The sequence below is a fragment of the Pseudomonas sp. MWU12-2029 genome, assembly GCF_023242425.1.
GTDB lineage: Bacteria > Pseudomonadota > Gammaproteobacteria > Pseudomonadales > Pseudomonadaceae > Aquipseudomonas > Aquipseudomonas kribbensis.
This window is the reverse complement of record NZ_JALJDY010000010.1, coordinates 130,157-153,688: the sequence shown is the minus strand read 5'-3', so window position 1 is coordinate 153,688 and position 23,532 is coordinate 130,157. Positions and strand designations below refer to the sequence as shown.

Annotated in this window: 22 protein-coding genes; 7 read left to right on the top strand and 15 right to left on the bottom strand. The window is 62.2% G+C overall.

What is annotated here, in order from left to right:
• Window positions 1-18: 18 nt before the first annotated feature.
• The 4 genes from M5B44_RS23500 to M5B44_RS23485 are packed head-to-tail and all read right to left on the bottom strand — an operon-like array spanning window position 19 to window position 3,876.
• Window positions 19-1,071: an extracellular solute-binding protein gene (locus tag M5B44_RS23500; protein WP_119429319.1), complete on the bottom strand. Its 1,053-nt coding sequence runs from the start codon at window positions 1,069-1,071 to the stop codon at window positions 19-21.
• 15 nt (window positions 1,072-1,086) lie between these two features.
• On the bottom strand, window positions 1,087-1,875 hold the full coding sequence (locus M5B44_RS23495) for an ABC transporter permease (RefSeq protein WP_085695903.1): 789 nt from the start codon (window positions 1,873-1,875) through the stop codon (window positions 1,087-1,089).
• The gene (locus tag M5B44_RS23490; protein WP_085710121.1) at window positions 1,872-2,789 is read right to left on the bottom strand and encodes an ABC transporter permease; all 918 of its coding nucleotides are present in this window, start codon (window positions 2,787-2,789) and stop codon (window positions 1,872-1,874) included. Before M5B44_RS23490 ends, M5B44_RS23495 begins: the two co-directional genes overlap by 4 nt.
• Before the next feature lies 1 nt (window position 2,790).
• Window positions 2,791-3,876 (bottom strand): ABC transporter ATP-binding protein, encoded by a 1,086-nt coding sequence (locus tag M5B44_RS23485; RefSeq protein WP_248740649.1) that lies wholly within the window; start codon window positions 3,874-3,876, stop codon window positions 2,791-2,793.
• A 139-nt stretch (window positions 3,877-4,015) separates the two neighbouring features.
• On the opposite strand from M5B44_RS23485, the gene M5B44_RS23480 reads away from it, so the two are divergent.
• From M5B44_RS23480 to M5B44_RS23470, 3 genes are all read left to right on the top strand, one after another.
• On the top strand, window positions 4,016-4,705 hold the full coding sequence (locus M5B44_RS23480; RefSeq protein ID WP_085710119.1) for a GntR family transcriptional regulator: 690 nt from the start codon (window positions 4,016-4,018) through the stop codon (window positions 4,703-4,705).
• 132 nt (window positions 4,706-4,837) lie between these two features.
• Window positions 4,838-6,949, top strand: coding sequence for a PAS domain-containing hybrid sensor histidine kinase/response regulator (locus tag M5B44_RS23475; protein WP_248740648.1), 2,112 nt, complete (start codon window positions 4,838-4,840; stop codon window positions 6,947-6,949).
• Between the two features lie 29 nt (window positions 6,950-6,978).
• Entirely contained in the window at window positions 6,979-9,609 is a 2,631-nt protein-coding gene (locus M5B44_RS23470) for an excinuclease ABC subunit UvrA (protein WP_248740647.1), read from the top strand.
• Window positions 9,610-9,704: 95 nt separating this feature from the next.
• On the opposite strand, the gene M5B44_RS23465 is transcribed toward M5B44_RS23470, so the two are convergent.
• From M5B44_RS23465 to M5B44_RS23435, 7 genes are all read right to left on the bottom strand, one after another.
• Window positions 9,705-11,648: a response regulator gene (locus M5B44_RS23465; RefSeq protein ID WP_248740646.1), complete on the bottom strand. Its 1,944-nt coding sequence runs from the start codon at window positions 11,646-11,648 to the stop codon at window positions 9,705-9,707.
• Window positions 11,638-12,513: a sensor histidine kinase gene (locus M5B44_RS23460; protein WP_248740645.1), complete on the bottom strand. Its 876-nt coding sequence runs from the start codon at window positions 12,511-12,513 to the stop codon at window positions 11,638-11,640. Before M5B44_RS23460 ends, M5B44_RS23465 begins: the two co-directional genes overlap by 11 nt.
• The gene (locus M5B44_RS23455; RefSeq protein WP_248740735.1) at window positions 12,506-13,516 is read right to left on the bottom strand and encodes an ATP-binding protein; all 1,011 of its coding nucleotides are present in this window, start codon (window positions 13,514-13,516) and stop codon (window positions 12,506-12,508) included. Before M5B44_RS23455 ends, M5B44_RS23460 begins: the two co-directional genes overlap by 8 nt.
• Entirely contained in the window at window positions 13,513-13,917 is a 405-nt protein-coding gene (locus tag M5B44_RS23450) for an anti-sigma regulatory factor (RefSeq protein ID WP_085710114.1), read from the bottom strand. The genes M5B44_RS23455 and M5B44_RS23450 overlap by 4 nt, the downstream gene beginning before the upstream one ends.
• Entirely contained in the window at window positions 13,914-14,276 is a 363-nt protein-coding gene (locus M5B44_RS23445) for an STAS domain-containing protein (RefSeq protein WP_007959463.1), read from the bottom strand. Before M5B44_RS23445 ends, M5B44_RS23450 begins: the two co-directional genes overlap by 4 nt.
• Window positions 14,277-14,279: 3 nt before the next feature.
• Window positions 14,280-15,131: an STAS domain-containing protein gene (locus M5B44_RS23440; protein WP_248740644.1), complete on the bottom strand. Its 852-nt coding sequence runs from the start codon at window positions 15,129-15,131 to the stop codon at window positions 14,280-14,282.
• A 239-nt stretch (window positions 15,132-15,370) separates the two neighbouring features.
• Window positions 15,371-15,892: a DUF4142 domain-containing protein gene (locus tag M5B44_RS23435; RefSeq protein ID WP_248740643.1), complete on the bottom strand. Its 522-nt coding sequence runs from the start codon at window positions 15,890-15,892 to the stop codon at window positions 15,371-15,373.
• A gap of 205 nt (window positions 15,893-16,097) precedes the next feature.
• On the opposite strand from M5B44_RS23435, the gene M5B44_RS23430 reads away from it, so the two are divergent.
• Complete coding sequence (locus tag M5B44_RS23430) at window positions 16,098-16,340, top strand: YdcH family protein (protein WP_085710111.1); 243 nt, start codon at window positions 16,098-16,100, stop codon at window positions 16,338-16,340.
• Between the two features lie 109 nt (window positions 16,341-16,449).
• A complete protein-coding gene (locus M5B44_RS23425; RefSeq protein ID WP_167443776.1) occupies window positions 16,450-16,620 on the top strand; it encodes a hypothetical protein in 171 nt (56 codons plus the stop codon).
• A 106-nt stretch (window positions 16,621-16,726) separates the two neighbouring features.
• Here M5B44_RS23425 and M5B44_RS23420 read toward each other — a convergent pair whose 3' ends face one another.
• The 4 genes from M5B44_RS23420 to M5B44_RS23405 form a co-directional block, all read right to left on the bottom strand.
• Entirely contained in the window at window positions 16,727-17,743 is a 1,017-nt protein-coding gene (locus M5B44_RS23420; RefSeq protein WP_263860277.1) for an SMP-30/gluconolactonase/LRE family protein, read from the bottom strand.
• A 56-nt stretch (window positions 17,744-17,799) separates the two neighbouring features.
• Window positions 17,800-18,945, bottom strand: a complete 1,146-nt coding sequence (locus M5B44_RS23415; RefSeq protein WP_248740641.1) for a sterol desaturase/SRPBCC family protein — start codon at window positions 18,943-18,945, stop codon at window positions 17,800-17,802.
• A 109-nt stretch (window positions 18,946-19,054) separates the two neighbouring features.
• Window positions 19,055-19,918 (bottom strand): LysR family transcriptional regulator, encoded by an 864-nt coding sequence (locus M5B44_RS23410; RefSeq protein ID WP_085710108.1) that lies wholly within the window; start codon window positions 19,916-19,918, stop codon window positions 19,055-19,057.
• Window positions 19,919-20,002: 84 nt separating this feature from the next.
• Window positions 20,003-21,721, bottom strand: coding sequence for a hydrogenase maturation protein (locus M5B44_RS23405; protein ID WP_248740640.1), 1,719 nt, complete (start codon window positions 21,719-21,721; stop codon window positions 20,003-20,005).
• A gap of 297 nt (window positions 21,722-22,018) precedes the next feature.
• Here M5B44_RS23405 and M5B44_RS23400 point away from each other — a divergent pair, with 297 nt between their 5' ends.
• Both M5B44_RS23400 and M5B44_RS23395 read left to right on the top strand, forming a co-directional pair.
• Window positions 22,019-22,525, top strand: coding sequence for a sigma-70 family RNA polymerase sigma factor (locus M5B44_RS23400; RefSeq protein WP_085710106.1), 507 nt, complete (start codon window positions 22,019-22,021; stop codon window positions 22,523-22,525).
• Window positions 22,522-23,472: a FecR domain-containing protein gene (locus M5B44_RS23395; RefSeq protein WP_248740639.1), complete on the top strand. Its 951-nt coding sequence runs from the start codon at window positions 22,522-22,524 to the stop codon at window positions 23,470-23,472. The genes M5B44_RS23400 and M5B44_RS23395 overlap by 4 nt, the downstream gene beginning before the upstream one ends.
• Window positions 23,473-23,532: the final 60 nt, after the last annotated feature.

The window sequence follows — 23,532 nt, the reverse complement described above, 5'->3', positions numbered from 1 at the left end:
CGGTCTTGAGTCAGGTGATCAACCCTTAAGCTTCGACCAAATCCGATCCTGCAGCTCCCGCGCCTTGTTGCTGCATTCCTTCTCCGGCCGCAGCCGCGAGGCGTATTCCTCGGGCATGTTGATGGCGTCCATGACCTTCCATTTCGCATCCAGCAACTGATCGCTCTGAATGCCGTTGGCATAGGCAATCGCGTTGGACACGGCAGCGGCGTTCTCCGGTTTCATCATCCAGTCGATGAAGATCTTCGCGTTGCCCGGATGCGGCGCACTTTTCGGTACGGCGAAGTTGTCCTGGAACATCGCCACGCCTTCTTTCGGGTAAACGTACTTGATGGTGTTCTTCTGCAAGGTGGCGCGGGCCGTCGAGCCGTTCCAGTTCTGCATCATGATCACTTCGCCGGAGGCCATGCGGTCGACGGTGTTGTCGGAGCTGTACATCTTCAAAAACGGTTTCTGCTTTTGCAGCAGCTCGAGGATGCGCTTGGCGTCCTGCGGGTTTTCCGTGCATTCGTCGACGTTCAGGTAATGGCTGGCGGCGTTGATCACGCTGCTGGAGGTGTCGAGGGCGGCGAGCTGGCCTTGCAGCTCCTTGCGCGGTTCGAAGAATTCTTTCCACGAATCGTCGAGCTTGCCGCCCGGCACCCGGGCACTGTCATAGGAGAACCCGGTGGTGCCCCACAGGTACGGCGCCGAATATTTGCGGCCCGGATCGAAGCTCGGGTCGCGGAACGGGCCTTTGACGTACTGGAAATTGCTCAGGGTCGGGGTGTCGATTTCCAGCAGCAGGTCCTGCTTGATCAGCGTCTGCATGATCGACTGCGACGGCACGATCACGTCATACGCGGCGCCGCCGGCCTGCAATTTGGCGAGCAGGGTTTCGTTGCTGTCGTAGCCGTCCATGGTGACCTTGATCCCGGTCTCCTTTTCGAACTTGGCCAGCAAATCCACCGGGTAGTAATCGGTCCAGTTGTAGAAAAACAATTCCTTGGGCTCGGCGGCGTGGGCGCCGAACGCGGTGAAACAACTCAGGGCCAGACCGGATACTGCCAGACGCATGTTTTTGACTTTCATGAGCGCGCTCCAGGTTTATTGTTGTTTGCCGCGTTGGCCGAGCCAGAAGGCCAGCACCACGAGAACGATGGAAATCACCAGCATCAGGGTCGAGATCGCGTTGATCTCCGGTGTCACACCGGCCTTGATCGCCGAGAAGATGTACACCGGCAACGTGGTCGAACCGGGGCCGGCGACGAAGAAGGTCATGATGAAATCGTCGAGGCTGACCACGAACGCCAGTACCGAACCGGACAGCACCGCCGGCCACAGCAGCGGCAAGGTCACGCGGCGAAACACCTGCCACGGGTTGGCGTACAGGTCGTTGGCGGCCTCCAGCAGGCTCTTGTCCAGATCGTTAAGCCGTGCGCGGATCGGCAGGTAGGCGAACGGAATGCAGAAGCCGATGTGCGCGACGATCACCGTCATCAGCCCGAGCTTGATCCCCAGCGCCATGAACAGCAGCAGGGTGGCCACGGCGGTGACGATCTCCGGCAGGATCAGCGGCAGGTTGATTCCGCCCTCGACCATTTTCTGCCCGTAGAACGGCCGGTAAGTCGCCAGCGCCGCCAGCAGCGCAATCGCCGTGGCGCAAACGGTGGCGATGGTCGCGACGATGATCGAATTCAGCGCCGCCGTCTGGATCGACGGGTTGGCCAGGATCCGCCCGTACCAGGCGAACGAGAACTCGGTCCACACCGTCGCCGAGCGGTTGGCGTTGAAGCTGTAGACGATCAACACCAGGATCGGCACGTACAGATAGGCGAGGATCAGCAGGCTGATTTCCCGGGTTGCCGGGAGTTTTTTCAGGTGCAGAGAGATCATGCTTTCGCTCCCCGGTTCAGGGTTTTCGCCGCGCTGCGGCTGTAGAGGGCGTAGAGCACCAGCGACAACAGCAGAATCCCCAGCAGCAGGAACGACAGTGAACTGCCCAGCGGCCAGTTGCGTGCGGTGCCGAATTGTTGCTGGATCAGGTTGCCGATCATCAGGGTCTTGCCGCCGCCGAGAATCGCCGGGGTGATGAAGGCGCCGAGGCTCGGCACGAACACCAGCAACGCACCGGCAATCACCCCGGGCATCGACAGCGGCAGGATGATCCGGCGTAGCGCGTGCCAGCGGTTGGCGCCCAGGTCATAGGCGGCCTCTACCAGGCGCCAGTCGAGTTTTTCCAGGGTTGAGTAGATCGGCAGGATCATGAACGGCAGGAAGCTGTAGACCAGGCCGACGCTGACCGCGAAGTCGTTGTAGAGCAGGGTGATGCCGCCGGCGCTCGGGAACAGCGCGTTGAGGCTCTGGGCGACCCAGCCCTGTTCGCGCAGGATGATCAGCCACGCGTAGTTGCGGATCAGCAGGTTGGTCCAGAACGGAATGGTGATGAGCAGCACCATCAGATTGCGTCGGCGCGGGGTCAGGCTCGACATCCACAACGCCACCGGAAAGCCGAACAGGAAGCACAACAGCGTGGTGCCACCGGCCTGGAACACCGAGCGCAACAACGCCTGGGCGTAGACCCAGTTCAGCTCCAGTTCGCCGTCGAAGCCTTCCTGGAAAAACAGCTGCACGTAACTCTGCAGTTGCCATTGGGCCTGCCAGTCCACACCGCCGTAGGTGTTGCGCGGCAGCAGGCTGATGTAGCCCATGATCCCCAGCGGGATGGCGATCAGGGCAAGCAGGGTCAACACCACCGGGCTGAGCAACAGAGCACGGTTGAGGGAGGGGGAAGTGCTGCTGACGCTCATCTCAGGCCTCCATCAACAGGCAGGCCTGGGGCGGCAGGTGCACCGCCACGGGTTCACCGACCGCGCGACACGCGCTCAGGCCTTCGTTGTTTTCCCGCAGCATGACTTTGATGTCGTTGTTCAAGCGGCACTGGTAAAGAGTCGCGGTGCCGACATACAGCACTGCCTCGATCACCCCGCGCAAATGATGGGGCTGATCCGCCGTGACCAGTTGCGAACGCTCGGGACGAAACGCCAGTTGCACGCTGCTGCCATTGACGCCTTGGGGCGGGCAGGGGATTTCCACCGGCATGCCGTTGGGCACGAAGATGTTTTCGTTGTGCTCGCCGCGCTTGAGCTGGCCGGGGAGGAAATTGATGTCGCCGATGAACTGGGCGACGAAACGGTGCTGCGGGCGTTCATAGATGTCGGTCGGGGTGCCGATCTGCAGGATCTTGCCGGCGGACATCACCGCAATCCGGTCGGACAGGGTCAGGGCTTCTTCCTGATCGTGGGTGACAAAGATGAAGGTGATCCCGGCTTCCTGCTGCACGCGCTTGAGTTCGACCTGCATTTCCTTGCGCAGCTTCAGGTCCAGCGCCGACAGCGGTTCATCGAGCAACAGCACTTTCGGTTTCGGCGCGAGAGCCCGGGCCAGAGCCACGCGCTGCTGCTGGCCGCCGGACAATTCCGCCGGTTTGCGCCCGGCCAGGTGCTCCATTTGCACCAGCGCGAGCATCTCGTCGACCCGTCCGGGGATCGTCTTGCGATCAAGACCCTGCATCTCGAGGCCGAAGGCGATATTCTGCGCGACACTCATGTGCGGAAACAGCGCGTAACTCTGGAACACCGTGTTGACCCGGCGCTTGAACGGCGGCAGGTGATTCACGGTTTCGCCCGCCAGTCGGATCTCGCCGTCGCTGACGTGTTCGAATCCGGCGATAGTGCGCAGCAAGGTGGTTTTGCCGCAGCCCGAAGGGCCGAGCAGGGTGAAGAACTCATTGTCGGCGATGTTCACCGAGACATTGTCGAGGGCTGGCGCGAGGCCGGGATCGTCGGAGTACCGTTTGGAGACATTACGCACTTCAATTGCTATTGGTTGACCCATAATGGTGCAATCCTCTAATTATTGTATGCAATATCTGAATGCAATTTAGAAATACCCGGATTAATCTGCTTGTGCAACCCCCATTTCCCTGGCTGAGTCTTTCGCCGGGGCGCGTTGCCAGCATCGAAGGAGCTTTCAAATGACCGAAAAGAAAACGGAAACCACGGTCGACCGCGTCTACCAAGGGGTTTACGAGGCGATCAGCAAGCGTTCGCTGCGTCCGGGAATGAAACTGGGTGAGGCGTCGCTGGCGGAATTGTTCAATGTCAGCCGCACGTCGGTTCGCGCCGCGCTCAAGCAGCTGGAGGCCGACGGTCTGGTCACCACCGAGCCCAATAAAGGTGCGTCGGTGTCACTGCCCAGCGATGAAGAAATCCGTTCGCTGTTCGAAACCCGGCGTCTGATCGAGATCGGCATCGTCACCGAGCTGTGCCGACGCAAGGACTCCGCCGCGATGCAGGACCTGCGCGAGCATTTGCTGCTGGAAGACGAAGCCCATGCGGCCGGCGACCACGAGCGACTGATTCACCTGCTCGGCGAGTTCCACCTCAAACTGGCCCGCAGCCTGAACAATCCGGTGCTGCTCGACTGGTTCCAGAAGCTGATTTCCCGCGCTTCGCTGTACGCTGCCGCACTGGATGACGACAGCCACGAAGCCTGCCGCGACGACGAGCACCTGCGGCTGATCGAGTACATCGAGGCCGGTAACCAGAGCGCGGCGATCGAGCTGACCTGCATGCATCTGGATGGCATCCAGAAGGCGATTCTCGACGTCGCAGCGAAGCTCAAGACCGGCTACCACCCGCTCAAACACCTGATCGAAGTCTGAGCGTCGGGTAAGGGTGAAATCGGCTATACCTCTAATGAAACCATCGTTGCCCGGTGCGCTCGAAACAGACGGGCGCGACGCTTGACCGCGCAGCGATTGAACCGGATCAACCACAAGGCGTTGAAGCAGCCAATGCAGTTTTTATCCGATAGCCATGGGTGTGACGGCTGGCAAGGCGAGATGGCCGGGCGAATCCGTGCGTTCGACTGGAGCGGCACGGACCTGGGCCCCCTCGAAACCTGGCCGGCCAGCCTGTGCAACACGGTACAACTGATGCTCGCCTCGCCGTTGCCGATGGTCATGCTCTGGGGCCACGCCGGCTACATGATCTACAACGATGCCTATTCGCGCTTTGCCGGCGGGCGTCATCCATACCTGCTCGGTGTACCGGTGGAGCTGGGCTGGCCGGAAGTCGCCGATTTCAACCGGCATGTGGTCGACACCTGTCTGGCGGGCGGCACCCTGGAATATCGCAACAAGGATCTGGTACTGCTGCGCGACGGCGTGCCCGAGGACGTGTGGCTCGACCTTTATTACAGCCCGGTAGCCAACGATGCCGGGGTTCCGGCAGGCGTGATGGCAATGGTGGTGGAAACCACCGAACTGGTGCTGTCCGAACGCCTGCGCCAGGCCGCCGAAGACGCCTATCGTGCCGACAACGAGCGAGTACGCCTGGCGTTGAATGCCGGGGCATTGCTCGGTTCCTTTGTCTGGGACGTGAGAAACAACGTGCTGTCGGCGGACGAGCGCTTCGCCCGGACCTTTTCCTTCCCCCCGGATCAGGACCTGACCAACCTGCCGCAGCACATTGCCGAAGCACACATTCATTCCGATGACCGCCCCTGGGTGCAGGAGTGCGTCGAAAATTCGGTGCGCACCGGCGAACCCTACAACGCCGAGTACCGGGTGATCCGCGCCGACGGCAGCCATCTGTGGGTGCTGGCCAGCGGCTGTTGCGAGTTCGATGAACGAGGCCAGCCGTACCGTTTCCCTGGCGTACTGATCGACATCCATGAACGCAAGACCGCTGAAGAGTCCCTGCTCAAATTCACCCGCAACCTTGAGCAGCGCGTGGCTGATGAAGTGGAAGCGCGCCTCAACGCCGAAGAGCAATTGCGCCAGTCGCAGAAACTCGAAGCCATTGGCGGCCTCACCGGCGGCGTGGCTCACGACTTCAACAATCTGCTGCAAGTGATCGCCGGCAACCTGCACCTGCTGGCGCGGCACGAGCCGAACAACGCCAACGTGCAACGCCGGGTCAGCGCCTCGCTGGCGGCGGTGGAGCGCGGTGCCAAGCTGTCCTCGCAACTGCTGGCGTTCGCCCGGCGTCAGCCGCTGTCGCCGGCGGTGTGCGATCCACGGCAAATCTTCGAAGGCGTCGGCGAATTGCTGCAACGGGCACTGGGGGAAACCATTCAGATCGATGTGCTACTGCCCGAAGAACCGTGGCACATCAACGTCGATCGCAATCAACTGGAAAACGCCATTCTCAATCTGGCGATCAATGCCCGGGATGCCATGAAGGGTGAGGGCACCATCGTCCTCGGCGCCGCCAACACGTCGCTGGACCGGGCGTTCTGCGCCGGCAAGGGCATCGTACCGGGGGATTTCGTGCGGGTTTCGGTCAGTGACAGCGGCGTCGGCATTGCGCCGCATATGCTGGAGCAGGTGTTCGAGCCGTTCTTCACCACCAAGGCCGATGGCCAGGGCACCGGCCTGGGCTTGAGCATGGTGTTCGGCTTCGTCAAACAGAGCGGCGGGCATGTCGAGATCGACAGCCAGATCGGCGAGGGCACGCGGGTGCAGCTGTATTTCCCGCGCAGTCTGCGGCCGCTGATCGATGAGACGCCTGGCGTGCGCCGTCAGCAGGCCGGTGGCAATGAAACCATTCTGGTGGTCGAGGACAACGAAGCGGTGCGCACTTCGGCGGTGGAGCTGTTGCGCGAAGAAGGCTACCGCGTGCTGATCGCTGGGAATGGCGACGCGGCCATGCAGATGCTGCTTGAGGGCGCCCGGGTCGACCTGATCTTCACCGACGTGGTCATGCCCGGGCTGATCAAAAGCTCCGATCTCGCTGCGTGGGCCAAGGTGCAAATGCCGCCGGTGGCGGTGCTGTTCACCTCAGGCCACACCCGCGACATCATCTCGCGCAATCACCAGCTCAGCCCCGACACTCATTTGCTCGGCAAGCCCTACGGGCCCGAGGCGTTGTTGCAGATGATCCGTTCAGTGCTCAGTGCCTGAGCTTCGAATCCCCTGACCAAGGCTGGCCAATGACCTCCAAGCGCAGCTCCAATTCCGCCGCCGGCATGGTTCGCGTGCGCGGCGCCCGTGAACACAACCTGAAGAACGTTGACGTCGATATTCCCCGGGATGCGCTGGTGGTGTTCACCGGCGTGTCCGGGTCGGGCAAGTCGTCGCTGGCGTTCTCCACCGTGTATGCCGAAGCGCAGCGCCGCTATTTTGAATCGGTAGCGCCCTACGCGCGGCGGCTGATCGATCAGGTCGGCGTGCCGGACGTCGACTCCATCGACGGTCTGCCACCGGCAGTGGCGCTGCAACAGCAACGCGGCACACCAAGTACGCGCTCGTCGGTGGGCAGCGTGACCACGCTGTCGAGCCTGATCCGCATGCTGTATTCCCGCGCCGGGAATTATCCGGCGGGCCAGCCGATGCTGTACGCCGAGGATTTTTCGCCGAATACGCCACAAGGTGCCTGCCCCGATTGTCACGGGCTCGGCCGGGTCTATGAAGTGACCGAAGCCTTGATGGTGCCCGATCCCGAGCTGACCATCCGCCAGCGCGCCGTGGCGTCCTGGCCGCTGGCCTGGCAGGGGCAGAACCTGCGCGACATCCTGGTGACCATGGGCATCGACGTCGATATTCCCTGGCGCAAGCTGCCGAAAAAGCAGCGCGACTGGATCCTCTTCACCGAGGAAACGCCGACGGTTCCGGTGTACGCCGGATTGACGCCGGAGGAAACCCGCGTCGCCCTCGAACGCAAGATGGAACCGAGCTATCAAGGCACGTTCACCGGCGCCCGGCGCTACATCCTGCATACCTTTACCCATTCGCAAAGTGCGCTGATGAAGAAGCGCGTTTCGCAGTTCATGCTCGGCAGCCTGTGTCCGTTGTGCGATGGCAAGCGCCTCAAGCGCGAGGCGCTGTCGGTGACGTTTGCCGGGCATGACATCGGCGAGTTGTCGCGGATGCCGCTTCTGCAAGTCGCCGAAGTCTTGAAACCGGTGGCGGACGCGAGCTGGCTGGAACACGCCGATGAAACCGGCGAAACCCTGACCCACAACCAGACCCGCGAAGCCCGACAGCAGCGCGTGGCCCATGGCGCCAGCGGTCACGCCAACGCACCGGACGTGCGCCACACGCCGAACCTGTCGCTGGAAAAACGCCTAGCCGCGCAGCGTATTGCCGAGGACTTGCTGGAGCGAGTCAGCACCCTGACCGATCTCGGTCTCGGTTATCTGGCGCTGGAACGCAGTACGCCGACTCTCTCGTCCGGGGAGTTGCAGCGCCTGCGGCTGGCCACGCAACTGGGCTCGCAATTGTTTGGTGTGATCTACGTCCTCGACGAACCCTCCGCCGGCCTGCATCCGGCTGACGGCGAGGCGTTGTTCGATGCCTTGCAGCGGCTCAAGGCTGACGGCAACAGTGTGTTTGTGGTCGAGCACGATCTGGACACCATGCGCCGCGCTGACTGGTTGATCGATGTCGGCCCGGCGGCAGGTGAGAAGGGCGGGCAGATTCTCTACAGCGGTCCGCCTGCCGGGCTTTCAGCCATCGAGCAATCCCAGACCCGCGCCTATCTGTTCGCCGAACAGCAACGGCCGACCCGCGCTGCGCGCAAACCGTCGGGCTGGCTGAAGCTCGACGGCGTCACCCGCAACAACCTGAACAACCTCAGCGTCGAGTTTCCGCTGGGCTGCTTTACCTCGGTGACCGGGGTCTCGGGTTCGGGCAAGTCGAGTCTGGTCAGTCAGGCGCTGCTGGAGCTGGTCGGGGCGCAGCTCGGTCGCAGCAGTGACGCCGAGCCGGAAGAACTCAATCTGGAAGATGACACGCCGCAAGCCAGTAGCGGCCAAATCAGCGCCGGGCTTGAGTCGATCAAGCGACTGGTGCAGGTCGATCAGAAACCCATCGGCCGCACGCCGCGTTCCAATCTGGCAACCTACACCGGGCTGTTCGACAACGTGCGCAAGCTGTTCGCCGCCACCCCTCAGGCGCAAGAGGCGGGCTACGACGCCGGGCAGTTTTCCTTCAACGTCGCCAAGGGCCGTTGCCCGACTTGCGAGGGTGAGGGCTTTGTCAGTGTCGAATTGCTGTTTATGCCCAGCGTGTATGCGCCGTGCCCGACCTGCCATGGCGCACGTTACAACCCCGAGACGCTTGCGATTCAGCGGCAGGGGTTGAGCATTGCTCAGGTGCTGCAATTGACCGTGGACGAGGCGGTGACGGTGTTTGCCGAACAACCGGCGATCCGCCGCTCACTGGAAGTGCTGCGCGATATCGGCCTCGGTTATCTGCGCCTCGGACAACCGGCGACCGAGCTGTCCGGAGGCGAAGCGCAGCGGATCAAACTGGCCACCGAACTGCAACGCAATGCCCGGGGTGCGACGTTGTATGTGCTGGACGAGCCCACGACCGGGTTGCACCCGCGAGACGTCGACCGCTTGCTGGAGCAACTGGACAATCTGGTGAGCGCAGGGCACACGGTGATCGTGGTCGAGCACGAAATGCGCGTGGTGGCGCAGAGCGACTGGGTGATCGATATCGGCCCGGGGGCAGGGGATCAGGGTGGCAAAATTGTCGTGGCCGGCACGCCGCAGAAAGTGGCATCGAGCAAGAAGAGCCGAACCGCGCCGTTTCTTGCCCGTGCTCTCAGCCGCTAGGCGTAGCGCCTCGAATATTGTCATCGCCAGCAGGCTGGCTCCCACAGGTTTCTGGTGCTTCATGTGGGAGCCAGCCTGCTGGCGATAGCGGTGTATCAGGCGCCGTCCAGCGTGCGGCGCACCTTGTCCAGCAGTTCGCTGATCTGGAACGGTTTGACCAGCATGTCCATGCCCGCGCCGAGAAACACCTGACGGTTGATCGCGGTTTCCGCGTAGCCGGTCATGAACAGGATCGGCAACCCCTCGCGCCAGCCCCGGGCGACGTCCGCCAGTTCGCGGCCGCTCATGCGCGGCAGGCCGACGTCGGTCAGCAGCAGGTTGATCGACGGATCGTTCTGCAGGCGCTCCAGCGCCGTTTCGATATCGCCGGCCTGGGTGCAGCGGTAACCGGCATCCTCCAGCACTTCAGTGACGAACAGCCGCACCGACGGCATGTCCTCGACAATCAGCACATGCTCGCCGGAGCCTTGCGGATCGACCGCTGGCGGCACCAGATCGACGGCCGTCGGGTCGCTGGTGGCCGGCAGCATGATGGTCACCTCGGTACCGCGCCGGGCAACGCTGCGGATGTGCGCATCGCCGCCGGACTGACGGGCGAAACCGTAAATCGTCGACAACCCCAGGCCGGTGCCCTGGCCAAGGGGCTTAGTGGTGAAAAACGGGTCGAACACCTTGTCGATCAGGCTGTGTTCGATGCCGATGCCGTCGTCGCGTACCGACAGCGCTACGTAAGAGCCATCGGTCAGATTCGGGTCGCCGTGGGAGTACGCCGCATAGGTGCTGACCCAGATATTGCCGCCCTGAGGCAAGGCATCCCGGGCATTGATGACCAGGTTGAGCACGGCGCTTTCCAGTTGAATCGGATCGACCAAAGCAATGGCCGGTTTGGTGGTCAGCTCAAGCTTGAGGGCGATGCGTTCGCCAATGGTGCGCACCAGCAATTCTTCGAGCGAACGCACGTGATCGTTAATGTCCACCGGCCGGGTGTCCAGCGGCTGTTGCCGGGCGAAGGCCAACAGGCGATGGGTCAGCGATGCGGCGCTCATCGCCGAATTCAGTGCAGCGTCGGCGTAGAACTGCACCTTGTCGAGACGAGCATCGGCGACACGTTTCTGGATCAGTTCCAGGCTGGTGATGATCCCGGTCAGCAGGTTGTTGAAGTCATGGGCGATGCCGCCGGTGAGCTTGCCCAGCGCGTCCATTTTCTGTACTTGCAGCAATTGCGCTTCGGCGCGTACCCGGTCAGCGACTTCCTTGGCCAGTTGCGTAGTGGTGTCGTCCAGTCGCGCCAGGTGCGAGCGTTCGCGGTGACGGTGTTCGGTGACGTCTTCGACGAACACCAGGCTCAGTTCCGGTGTGCGGTACGGGGAAATCTGCCACTGGGTTTCGCGGATTTCGCCCTGCACGCGCATGTTCAGCGTGCCTTTCCAGCGTTCGCCGTCCACCAGTCGCAGACGCAATTCCTTGAGGATTGCGCCCTGATCTTCGGCGAAGCACTCGTCGAGGATCTGCGCGTCGCGGTTGTCCTGGATCAGTTGGGCAAAGGCGTGGTTGCACTCGTGGACTTTCAGGGTTGCATCGATGACCGCAATCGGCGCCGAGACATTGACGAAGATTTCCCGGAAGCGCGCCTCGCTTTCGCGCAAGGCATTTTCCGTGTCGCGCACCCGCAGCAGGGTGCGCAGGGTCGCGAGCAAAACATCGGGATCGACCGGGTGAATCAGATAGGCGTCGGCCCCGGCGTCGAGGCCGGTGATGATGTCGCCGGTCTGGATCGACGCCGCCGACACATGGATCACCGGGAGCAGGGCGGTGCCGGGATCGGCGCGCAGTTCGCGGACAATATCGAAGCCGCTCATGTCCGGCAGGTTGACGTCGAGAATCAGCGCATCCAACTCTTCGCTGGCAATCAGCGCCAGACCTTCGCCGCCGGTACCGGCCTCCAGCACTTCGTAGCCGTGGCCCTCCAGGCGCCGGCGCAGGGCGTAGCGGGTGGCGACGTTGTCGTCGACGATCAACAGGCGGATGTCATGTTTCATCGACGTTCTCCAGAGCGATCGCCAACGGGATGATCACAAAAAAGGTCGAGCCGACTCCCGGTACACTTTCCACGCCGACTTCGCCGCCCAGCAGCTCTGCAAAGCGCTTGCACAGGGATAATCCGAGCCCCGTGCCGCGCAGGCGTTTTTGCAGCGGCGAATCGACTTGGGAGAAGTCTTCGAACAGGGTGCCGTGCAACTCGGCGGCGATGCCGATGCCGGTGTCACTGACGGCGAAACGCACCTTGTCCTGGCCTTCAAGCCGTGCCGAGACCCGGACCTCGCCGCGAGTGGTGAACTTCAGCGAGTTGGAAATGAAATTGCGCAGGATCTGCGCGAGCTTCTTGTCGTCGGTGTACAGGCGTGGCAGGCCCACCGGTTCTTCGAAAATCAGGTCCACTGCCGTGGCGTCGACAATCGGCCGGAACATCCCGCGCAATGCCGCGAACAGGTCGAACATGTCGAACCACGCCGGGGAAATGGTGATGCGCCCGGCTTCGATCTTCGCCAGATCCAGCAGGTCGTCGACCATGTCGCTGAGTTCACGGGCGGCGCTGCTGACGAACGCCACCTGCTTGTGTTGCTCGGGGCTGAGCGGGCCGTCGAGTTCGTCGGCCAGCAGGCTGTTGATGCTCAGGATCGAGCCCAGCGGCGTGCGGAATTCGTGACTCATGTACGACAGGAAGCGGCTTTTCAGGTCCGAGGCCTGGCGCAGTTGTTCGGCTTGGGTGTCCAGCTCGGCGTACAGGGCCAGCACGCCCTGATTGGTTTCATCGAGCTCTTCGCGCAGTGCCGCGGTTTCGCTCTGCAACTGGGCGATCAATGCGCTCTGTTCTGCGCTGCTCAATGTCGTGGACTCAGCCATGGGCGGCCTCCAGGGCAACGACCAGCACCGTTACATCGTCGCGGCCGCGACAGAAGTCGCGGTGCAGGACGGTGGCTATCACGGCGGGATGGCGATGCACCAGGCCGGGATAGTCTTGAAGGTTCCAACGGGACTGCAAGCCGTCGCTGTACATGATCAATAGATGTCCATTCACGTGAGCATAGTCAAAGGGCCGGGCTTTCCGGTATTGGCCGCCGACGATTCCCGGGTGCGAGGCCAGTCCACGGGATTTGTCGGCGCTGACGAGGCTGGCGCCGATGTTGCCGATACCGGCGAAGCTCAGGCTGTCGCGCTCGCCATGGAACTGCGCAAACGCCACTGCACCGCCGCGGCTGCCGATCATTTCCCGGTGCAGGTCTTCCATCAGCATTGTCGGGGTCGCGAAGGGATCCAGGGCGAAGGCTTTCTCTCCGGCACGGGCCGCGCGTTCGGCGTCCTCGCCATGGCCCAGACCGTCAACGATCAGCGCGCTGATACTGTTGCGATCCACCGCCAGATGCCAGACATCACCGCATGCCGGGTCGTTGTGCAGTGAGTGCTGGCTGACGCCGTAGCGCAGGTCCGGCGTCTGGTCATTGCGTGGATAAAGGCGTGCGAGCAGCACCGCGCCACGGGCATCGGCATGCACGTCGAAAACCTCGGTCTGCCGCGCCACCGCGCCCAGCCCGATGCCCTGGGTACCGCCGGTGGAAAAGCCATCCATCATGCAGGCCTCCAGATCGAAGCCCTTGGCCCGGTCCACCGCCAGCATCTCGATGCCGAAACCGTTGGCGCGGGGCAGCGCGCGCAGGTGCAACTCGCCGACACCGGCGTGCTTGAGCACGTTGCTCGCCAGTTCCGTGGCCACCAGCGCCACCCGCCCGGCATCGCGTTCATCGAAGCCGTGATACTCGGCGAGCTGCTGCGCCGTGCGCCGTGCATGGCCGATCTGACTGCTGTCTTCGATCAGCAAGACCTGGGTCAACGACCCGCTGATGTTCATGTCCATCGGGTGATCGTTATGCGAGTGCCTTTGCCGGGTGCGGTGTCCAGTTCGAATTCGTCCACCAGCCGCTTGGCGCCGGTCAGGCCCAGGCCCAGACCGCTGCCGGAAGTCCAGCCATCGGTCATCGCCAGTTTGATGTCGGGAATGCCCGGGCCTTCATCGCGGAAGGTCAGGCGCAGGCCGACCTTGTGGTTGTCGTCGAGGATCTGCCAGTCCATGTCGCCACCCCCGCCATACACCATGGTGTTGCGCGCCAGTTCGCTGACGGCGGTCACCAGTTTGGTCAGGTCGATCAGGCGCATGCCGCACTCGGTGGCCAGTTTGCGCGCCAGTTGCCGGGCGAGCACCACGTCCTGCTCGATGTTGATCGGTTGCGTACCGCTGCTACGCACCGTCATTGCTGGCGTACTCGTTCCTGCAGCAGTTTCATGCCGCGCTCGACATTCAGCGCGGTGCTGACACCGGGCAGGTTCAGGCCGAGCTCGACCAGGGTGATCGCCACCGCCGGCTGCATGCCCACCAGCATGGTTTCGGCATCCATGATTTTCGACAGGCCGGAGATGGTGCCGATCATCCGACCGATGAACGAATCGACCATGTCCAGCGCCGAGATGTCGATCAATACTCCACGCGCCGAGGTCTTGCTGATGCGCTCGGACAGATCGTCCTGCAGGGTGAGGGCGAGCTGGTCATGCATGTCGACCTGGATGGTCACCAGCAGAAAGTCGCCCATCTGGAGAATCGGGATACGTTCCATCGCTTAAACCGTCTTGGCGAGAGTGATACCCAGGCGGGTCAGGGCCAGTTTCAAGGCGTCGGCCAGATTGGCCTTGGTCACCACGCCTTGCAGGTCGAGGCCCAGGTGCACGATGGTCTGGGCAATCTGCGGACGCACGCCGCTGATGATGCAATCGGCGCCCATCAGGCGGATCGCGGTGACGGTCTTGAGCAGGTGCTGGGCGACCAGAGTATCGACGGTCGGCACGCCGGTAATGTCGATGATGGCGATTTCTGAACCGGTGTCGACGATGCGTTGCAGCAGCGACTCCATCACCACCTGAGTGCGTTGCGAATCGAGGGTGCCGATCATCGGCAGCGCCAGTACGCCGTCCCACAGCTTGACCACCGGCGTGGACAGCTCCAGCAATTCTTCCTGCTGACGCTTGATCACCGCTTCACGGGATTTCTGGAAGGTGCGGATGGTGTGCAGGCCGAAAGCGTCGAGCAGTTCGGAGATTTCCCAGAGCTGTTCGGCGAGCAGGGCCGGTTGATCCTGGTAATGGTTTTGCAGCAAGGCAAACAGCGGTCCTTTGAGCGAGAAAATGAAACTGGCGGTCTGTTGCGAGTCCTGACCGAGCAGCGCGCGGCTGTGGGAGAGCTTTTCAAGGAACTGGCGGGTGGTCTCCCAGCCGGGGGCTGCAATGTTGGTGCCGCTGTCGTTTTCCAGCCCCGTGACCACCAGTTGCAGGAATTCGCTGGTCTGTTGCTGTATGTCGTGTTCCTTGAGATTGCGGGTGGCGCCGCTGGCCTGCAGTCCGTTGATCCATTCGCCCAGCAGTTGTGTCTGTTTGTTTTTCATCGTATCGAGTGTGCTGTTCTGCAGTGCTGCCATGTGCGTCGTGCTCCATTGCGAATTGGGGGCCGGTTCTTCGGAAAATGACCGGCGCGAAGTGAATGACCCTGGCCGTTCGAAATAGTTGTTCGTTCCCGTGAGGATATTTTTGATCCGGCGCAAGGAATGCCCCGTTAACTCTAGTTGGCGTGGCCGGTGACGCCGATCTTTCGCACTTTTGAATGCCCGATAAAAAGAGGCCGCGTCCAGTGGAGGCGGCCTCTTGGCTTGCTTTGCGATTATTTGGAAGGGTGTTTGGCCTGCAGCTCCTTGGCGGCTGCCAGGTGCTTTTCCAGGCCGGGCAGCATTTTCTGGGCGAAGCCCTTGAGTTCGGTGGCGCCTTTGACCTGGTCGTCGGTCACGGTGTTGGCTTCTTTCTTGAACAGCTCGATGGCTTCTTCGTGGGCCTTGACCTGGTTGTTGGCGTAGGCGGCGTCGAAGGACTCGTCGCGCATGTCGAGGATTTTTTCCTTGGCCTGTTTGACCAGGGTGGTGGAGTCCGGGACCTTGATGTCGTGGGCCTGGGCAATGGCCGCCAATTCATCGTTGGCCTTGCCGTGGTCGGTGATCATCATGTTGGCGAAATCCTTGATGTCCGCCGACTGGCTCTTTTCCAAAGCGAGGCGGCTGGTTTCGATTTCGGCGATGCCGCCGGCCGCCGCGTTATCGACAAAACTGTTGGAGGTCGCGGCGAAGGCGCTGCCCATACCGGTGCTCAAGGCGATCGCCAGGGCGAGATGACGCAGATTCAATCCGTCCATTGGTGTTTCTCCACGCAGATGTTTTGGGGGTGTTACTCAATGGAGGGAAGCCTGCGGCGTAAGGTTTTATCGTATTTGCCTCAGGGCGACGAACGGCCACCGCTGGTCTGACAGGTGGTCGACAGAAGGGTACAACCAAGGCCATTCTGGTAATGGCTGACGCAATCGATCGCGTCGGCTGCCGATCAATTGACGGAGGTGTTCCATGCCGGTGACCCATGACCTGTATCAGGACTTGAAGCTTACGAAGGAAGAGATCCAGCAACGACGCACCGAGGATCCACATCTGGACGCACTGATCAACAAGTACTCCCAGGCGGACGCCGAGGTCGTCAAGGCCGAGACGGCAGCCTCGGATGCGCCCAGTGATGACGCACTGAAGAAACTCAAAGAAAAACGCTTGCAGGTCAAAGACAAGATCGTCGAGCAATTGCAGGCTCGAACCTGACCGTCAGTCGCGCCATCGACTTTCGGGGCTGGCACGACTGGAACGACAGCCACGACCGGCACCTCGAATGTACAGAGTCTTCACTTAGCGACTCTTTGCGAGGTGCCTTATGAAAGATCCCAAATTTCCTAGTGAAGAGCAGGGCGCATTCGACCCGGTTCCCACCCATCCCGAGCCCAACAGTCCAGCACATACCGTCCGCCATCCGGAAGAAAAGCGGAAGGACGACGAGGTGCCGGAGGATGAAGATCCGGACAAGTTCGATCGGTCCAGCAACTGACCGTCCGCCATCGCCAGCAGGCTGGCTCCCACATCTGGAATGCAATCCACCGTGGGAGCCAGCCTGCTGGCGATAGGGCCATTCGATTCAATACAGAACCCCGGCCTCACTTCAAGGCCGCCTCCAACGGCATCCGCGCCATGTGCGTGGCTTTCAGCGAGCCGAAATACAACCAGTCGCCATATTCGCGCGCCGTGGTGATCGGCGAGTAATTGCCGTCGCTCGCATCCTGTAAATTCGCGATGACCTTGCCGTCCAGATCCAGCCCCAGCACAAACCCGCGTTTCTCCACCGGTTTGGGCACGACGGTCATCGCCCGGACGATCATCTTGCGCACGAACGGATGCCCGGCGGTGCCATCGAGCAGGGGATTGCGCGGCGTGTACAGCGCCACCCAGAAACGGTCCCGGCCATTGAAGGCGAGGTTGTCCGGCAGCCCCGGCAGGTTGTCGATGAACAGGTCATGGGTGCCGGCCTTTGGCCCGGTCAGCCAGTAGCGGCTGATGCGATAGGCGCCGGTTTCATTGACCAGCACATAGGCGTCTTCCGGGCCGAGGGTCACGCCATTGGCGAACTCCAGCTTGTCGAGCAGGACGCTGGTCTTGCCGGTCTGGAAGTCATAGCGCAGCAGACGCCCGTCACCGCCATGCTCGATGATCGCCTCGCCGTCATGACCGTAACCCCAACGACTGCTGGCATCGCTGAAATAGGCGTAATGCCCGGACTTGTCGATGGCCACATCGTCGGTGAAACCGAACTTCAGGCCATTGGCTTCAGTGGTCAGCGCGGTCAGCCGTCCTTGGGCATCCAGGGACAGCAAGCCCTTGACCCCGTCGGCAATCACCAGCAAACCATTGGGATGCCGTGCCAGGCCCAGCGGACGCCCGCCAGTATCGGCAAGTACCTGACGCTGCTGGCCGTCGAGGCTGGTGCGCAGCAGGCGCCCGTCGTGCAGGCCGGTGATCAGAAAGTCCTCTTCCAGCAGTAGCGCTTCAGGGCCTTCGATATTGCCCGGACCGACCTGCTTCGCGCTTTTGAGGCGTTGATTGTCCGCGTAGACCCCTTCGGTCAGCGACGGCGCTGTTTGCGGCTTCCACGCCACGGGCTCGACTTTGGTCGGCATCAGCAACAGGAAGGCCAGAATCAAAATCACCAGCAGCAGGATCAGATGGCGCAGCTTCACACGTGAGCCCCCGCGAGTGCCAGATGCCGGGTCGCCCTGTCGCGCAGGGCCAGCATCGAGGCCGCCGATTCACGTTCGATGCGCCGTTTGAGCAACAGCTGATTGGCGATGCGCATACCCAGACTTTCGAAGCGGTAATCCAGAGTACGTACGAAGGCCGTGCCTTCGCCTGCGGCCGAACATTCGTAGGTCAGATGCAATGACAGCCCATGATCGCCCTGAGCCCGGGCACACCAGCGCCTGCCCGGCAGGTATTCAGTGACTTCCCAGCTCAAATGGCCTTCGCGGCCACCGGCATGAATGTCTTCCTCAAAACGCGCGCCGGCATGCAACGGGCCGGCAGGGCCGTCGATTTTCAGTGAGGAAGGGTGCCACTCCGGCCAGCGGCTGACCGTGGCGGCGTAGGCGAGGACGGCAATCGGCTCGCCGGCGATGTCGATCGGATGCTGCATGCGGGTCATGGGCGTTCTCGAATCGGTGAGGGGGACGGGTTCCGGCTCCCAGTAGAGGGTGCCGAACAGGTAATCCATCAACGGCAGGACGATGTTGAAATTGCGCTCCTGCATGCGTTCACGACGGTGATGCAATTCGTGCAGACGGCGCATCTGGCGAATCCACGGCAGACGGCTCAGCGGATGCTTTTCCGGCAAGTGCTCGCAGGCGTGAAACACTTCATAGGTGAGGTAGCCCAGCACCATGCAGCCACCGAACAGCCCGGCGACGTTGGCGTTGACCTGTGCGAACAGCCACCACAGGGGCAGGGTGATCACCAGCGTGTGCACCACGATCAGCCACGCCGGAAACAGGATCACCCGCCAGTCGCGGGCACTGTCCCAGGTCATGTGGCCGGGGGTGAAGAAGCTGTGATGGTCGCCGGCATGGCGGGCGTAGAACATTTTGGCGAAGGCTTTTTTGTGATGCCCGAGGTGGCGGTGCACCACGTACACACCGAAATTGAAGAACAGCAAGGTCAGCGGCACCGCCAGCCATTCCAGCGGACGCACCTGCTGCACGCTGCTCCAGAACGCGCCGACGGCCAGTACGCCGAACAGCAGCACGAACGCACCGTGCAGCCATGGGTTGTACAGCGGATGAATCGCCGCGCGATAGCGGCTGCGAAATGCCTCGGTGGTCTGCCTCACTGCGGTCACCTGCGGATATTGTCGTTATCCCGGCAGATTAGCCGATCCCGCCGTTTGTGCAGGGTCTACCTTGAGGTCACAACTGCCATGCTCCGGTGCATAGCGGTCGTCAGCTCAACGGGTTCCAGCGCTGGGACCAGTCGTCATCGGCCTTGATCACTTCGCGCAGCAGATCGAACGCCTGTTGCAGGGTCGCCGAATCACGGTCGCGGGAATAGACGAGGTAGGTTGGATAACCGAATTCCGGAGCCTTGGTCACGACTTCCAGGGCGCCGCTTTCCAGGTAGGTGCGAACGACACGGGTGCGGAAATAGCCGCTGCCGCCGTTCTCCAGAATGTATTGCAGGGCCAGCGGGCCGAGGTTGAAGCTCAGGGCGGCCTTGGCTTTTTCCGGCAATGCAGCATCGTGCTGACGGCGGAAGTCGGTGCCCCAGTCGATGTACACGTAGGGAGCGGGGCGGTTGGGTGTCCGGACCAGAATCAGTTTCTCTTCCAGCACTTGCTCGACCTGCAGGCCCGGCCAGTATTCCGGCTGATAGACCAGCGCCGCGTCGAGCACGCCGAGCTCCAGTTGACGCAGCAGGTTCTCGCCGTCGCGGATGTCCATGCGCAGGGCATGGCTGGGGATCTTCTCGCGCAGTTCGGCGGCCCAGCTGAGCATCAACGGGTTGCACAGGCTGACCTCGCCACCGATGTGCAGCACGTTGTCGTAGCCCTCGGGCAGCGGCAGGTCGCGGCGCGCGGCTTCCCAGGTCTGCACCAGTTGATTGGCGTAGACCACGAACGCCTCGCCATTGGCAGTCAGCCGCGCACCGGCTCGGTTGCGCACGAACAGCGTGCTGCCCAACTGGCTTTCGAGTTTTTGTACGCGGGCGGTGATCGCGGTCTGGGTGACGAACAGCTTTTCCGCCGCCGCCGCGAGGCTGCCGTGGCGGACGATTTCCAGAAAGGTGCGGGCGAGGTCGATGTCCATGGGCGGGCCGGAGATTGAGGTGTCGGCATTGTAGGTGCAGGTTCGCGATCACGTCATCGTGCAATCGCGAACCTGCATCGGGATTCAACCGGCCAACTCAGCCTCACGCACCCGCGCCCAGTCCTCCACCAACCGCGCCGGCGTGCAGCACGTCTTGCGCTTGTACACGAAATTGCGGCACTTCTCGGCAAACTGATTGCGGTTGTACAGCATGTCTTCCTGCATCTCTTGCAGCTCGCTATCGCGGCATTGGCGGATCAACTCATGATCGACCCGCAGCTTGCGCTCACGCACCGCTGCATACGTCGGATCGGTCAGTACCGAATTGGCCCGTTGCAGCAACCACAAACCGAATTCGTCCGGGCAGCGCGGGCCGATTTCCTGGACCATGCCCAGTTGCAACGCCTGGGCAGCGCTGACCGGTAGACAGGCCTGGGTCAATTGTTCGGCCATTGCCGGGCCGACGGCGCGGGGCAGGCTGTAGGTCCAGTATTCCGAGCCGTACAGGCCCATGCTCTTGTAATGCGGGTTGAGCACGATGTCGGCGCGGGCGAATACGATGTCAGCCGCCAGGGCGAGCATCACACCGCCGGCACCGGCATTGCCGGTGACCCCGCTGACCACCAGTTGCCGTGCACTGAGCAATTCTGCGCAGACATCGTCGATGGCCTGGATATTGGCCCAGGCCTCGGCGCCCGGATCTTCGGCAGCCTGAATCACATTCAAATGCACACCGTTGGAAAAGCTGCCGCGCCCGCCCTTGACCAGCAACACCTGGGTGTCGCGGGACTTGGCCCAGCGCAGCGCTTCGACCATGCGTTGGCATTGCTCGGTGCTCATGGCGCCGTTGTAGAACTCCAGCGTCAGCTCGCCGACCCGCCCGGATTCCCGATAGCAGATCGGCTGATACGCCTCATCGCTGAACGGTGCGTTGGCAATCGACCAATCCAGCACTGGTACTTGCGAGAGTTGTCCGGCCAGCACATGCCGCGCCGGACGCTTGAAGGTTTCTTCGCCCGGTTGCGGTTTACGTCGCAGCGAGCCGATCCAGAGGCTGTGATCACCGGTCGCCACCAGCACGGCGTCGTCGTGTACCGCGAGGATCTCGCCGGGGATGCCGGTGCGCTGATCGAGGTGCGCGTCATACACGTAATACTGGCCGCCCGCGAGGCTGGCGAGCACGCCGGGCTGGCCGTCCGCCGCGTCGATGCAGCGTTTGATGAAGCGCGAGCAGTCGTGCCAGCTGAAGGTGCGGTCGTCCTGCTTCATGTTCGGTTGCAGGCTGCCGCGAACTTTGGGATCGGTGTAATCCAGGGGTGCCGGGACGAAGCCGTCGATGAATTTTTCCACCACTTCGCGGATGCAACGGATCGCCGCGTCGCTGACCCGGCCGTTGTACAGCTCGGATTTGCGCAGGCCTGCTGGCAGGTTGAATTCGCAGGTGGCCCAGACCGGGCCGGCGTCCATTTCTTCCACCGCTTGCAGGGCGGTCACGCCCCAGGACGGCAGCTCGCGCATGATCGCCCAGTCCAGCGCGCTGGCGCCGCGATCACCGACGATGCCGGGGTGAATGATCACCACCGGGCGTTGCAGGTTGCTCCACAGCGCATGGGGCACACGGTCCTTGAGGAACGGGCAGATCACCAGATCGGCGCCGCTGTTTTCGATCTGTTCGCACACGGCGGCTTCATCGGTGAACAGCACCACGCTCGGCGAATGGCCCGCCTGACGCAGCTCCAGCCAGGCACGTTGGGTCAGACCGTTGAACGCCGAAGACAAAAGAATGATGTTGAGTGATCGCATGATTGCTCTTCCTTGAAAGGTCAGCCGCAGGCTCCGGTGAGCCGTCCGTGGCTATCGATGGAGGCGCAAGGTTAGAGAGAGGCGCGGCGGGCGCCACTGATCGAGATCAACGTTGTGTCAGCCAATGTTGCCGTGGCGACAAAGCGTCTTATGCTCAATGGTTTGCATATCCTGATTTTTTATTACTTCAAATGTCCGCGACGCTATTGCACAGTCGCAGCCCTGATCAACGCCGGACGATCCTGGCGTATCCATGGATTTTCGCAGCGGGTGGAGCCCGTTTTGAGGGAGTAAGGCATGGGGAGTCACAACCCGCATTACCAGCTCATCGGGCAAATGTTCCAAAAGGACTACCGATGGTTATGCGCCGCCGTCAGCCGTACCCTCGGCTGCCCGCACAGCGCACAGGACATTGCTTCGGAAACCTTTCTGCGGGTGCTGGCATTGCCCGATCCGCTGGCCATTCGCGAGCCCCGTGCGCTGTTGACCACGATTGCCCGGCGTCTGGTCTACGAAGGCTGGCGCCGGCAGGATCTGGAACGCGCCTATCTGCAAAGCCTGGCGTTGGCGCCCGAGCCGGTGCATCCGTCACCCGAGGAACGGGAACTGGTGATCGAAGCGCTGCTGGCGGTGGATCGCCTGCTCAATGGCTTGTCAGCCAAGGCCAAGGCTGCGTTTCTCTACCATCAGCTCGATGGCCTGACCTACAGCGAAATCGGCGAACGCCTCGGCGTCTCCACCAGTCGGGTGCAGCAGTACATGGTCGAAGCCTTCAAACGTTGCTATCAGGCGATGCAGGCATGAGGCCGGACGAAACGCTGATCGATGAGGCAGCGCAATGGATGGCGTTGTTGCAATCGGGGGATGTCAGCCTGCAAGAGCGCGCAGCCTTCGACGCCTGGCGTGCAGCGGATCCACGGCATCAGCAGATCATCGAACAAATGGGCGGCGGGCTGAGCCTGTTGCGCCATGCGAACCTGCGCGGGCTGCCCCGTGAGAGTGTGCTGCACAGCCTGAATGCGCCCTCCAGCAGCCGTCGTCGATTCATCAGCGGCAGCCTGAGCGTGCTCGGCCTCGCGGTGTTGACCGGGTTGCTCGGGCGACGTTATGGCTGGTTGCCCGAGGCCGGCGAGTTGTCGACCGGAACAGGCGAGCGACGTGAATTCACGCTGGAAGATGGCAGTACCTTGATGCTGAACGCCCGCAGCCGCGTGGTGCCGCGATTCGACAGCGCAGAGCGTCTGCTGGCCTTGCGCAGCGGGGAACTGCTGGTCGATGTGGCGAAAAATCCGGCCCGGCCGTTTGTGGTCGAAACCGGACACGGGCGGATGCGCGCCCTCGGTACGAAATTCCTGGTGCAGCGCGCTGAGGATTCGACGCGGCTGGTGATGCTGCATTCGCAGGTCGAAGTGGTCACTGCCGGCGGCGCGCGGCAAGTGGTGGAGGCGGGCGAAAGCCTGTTGTTCAACGAACGGGAAATCCTCGCTCTGGAACGCAGCAAAGGACAGGAAAGCGCCTGGGTACAAGGGCGACTCGAAGTGCGCGACCGCCCCTTGAGCGAAGTCATCGACAGCCTGCGCAGCTATCGTCGCGGGATTCTGCACCTCAGCCCGGAAGTTGCGGGTCTGCGCCTCAGCGGCCTCTATCCGCTGGACGACAGCGACCGCACCTTGCAATTGCTCGAACGCTCGCTGCCGATTCGCGTCACCTGGCACAACCCGTACTGGGTGAGCATCGACGCCCGGTTATAAAACCATAACTTCCCGGTCTATCCGCCCCCCTATAAAAAGCGCCGGCCCGCTGCTCATTCC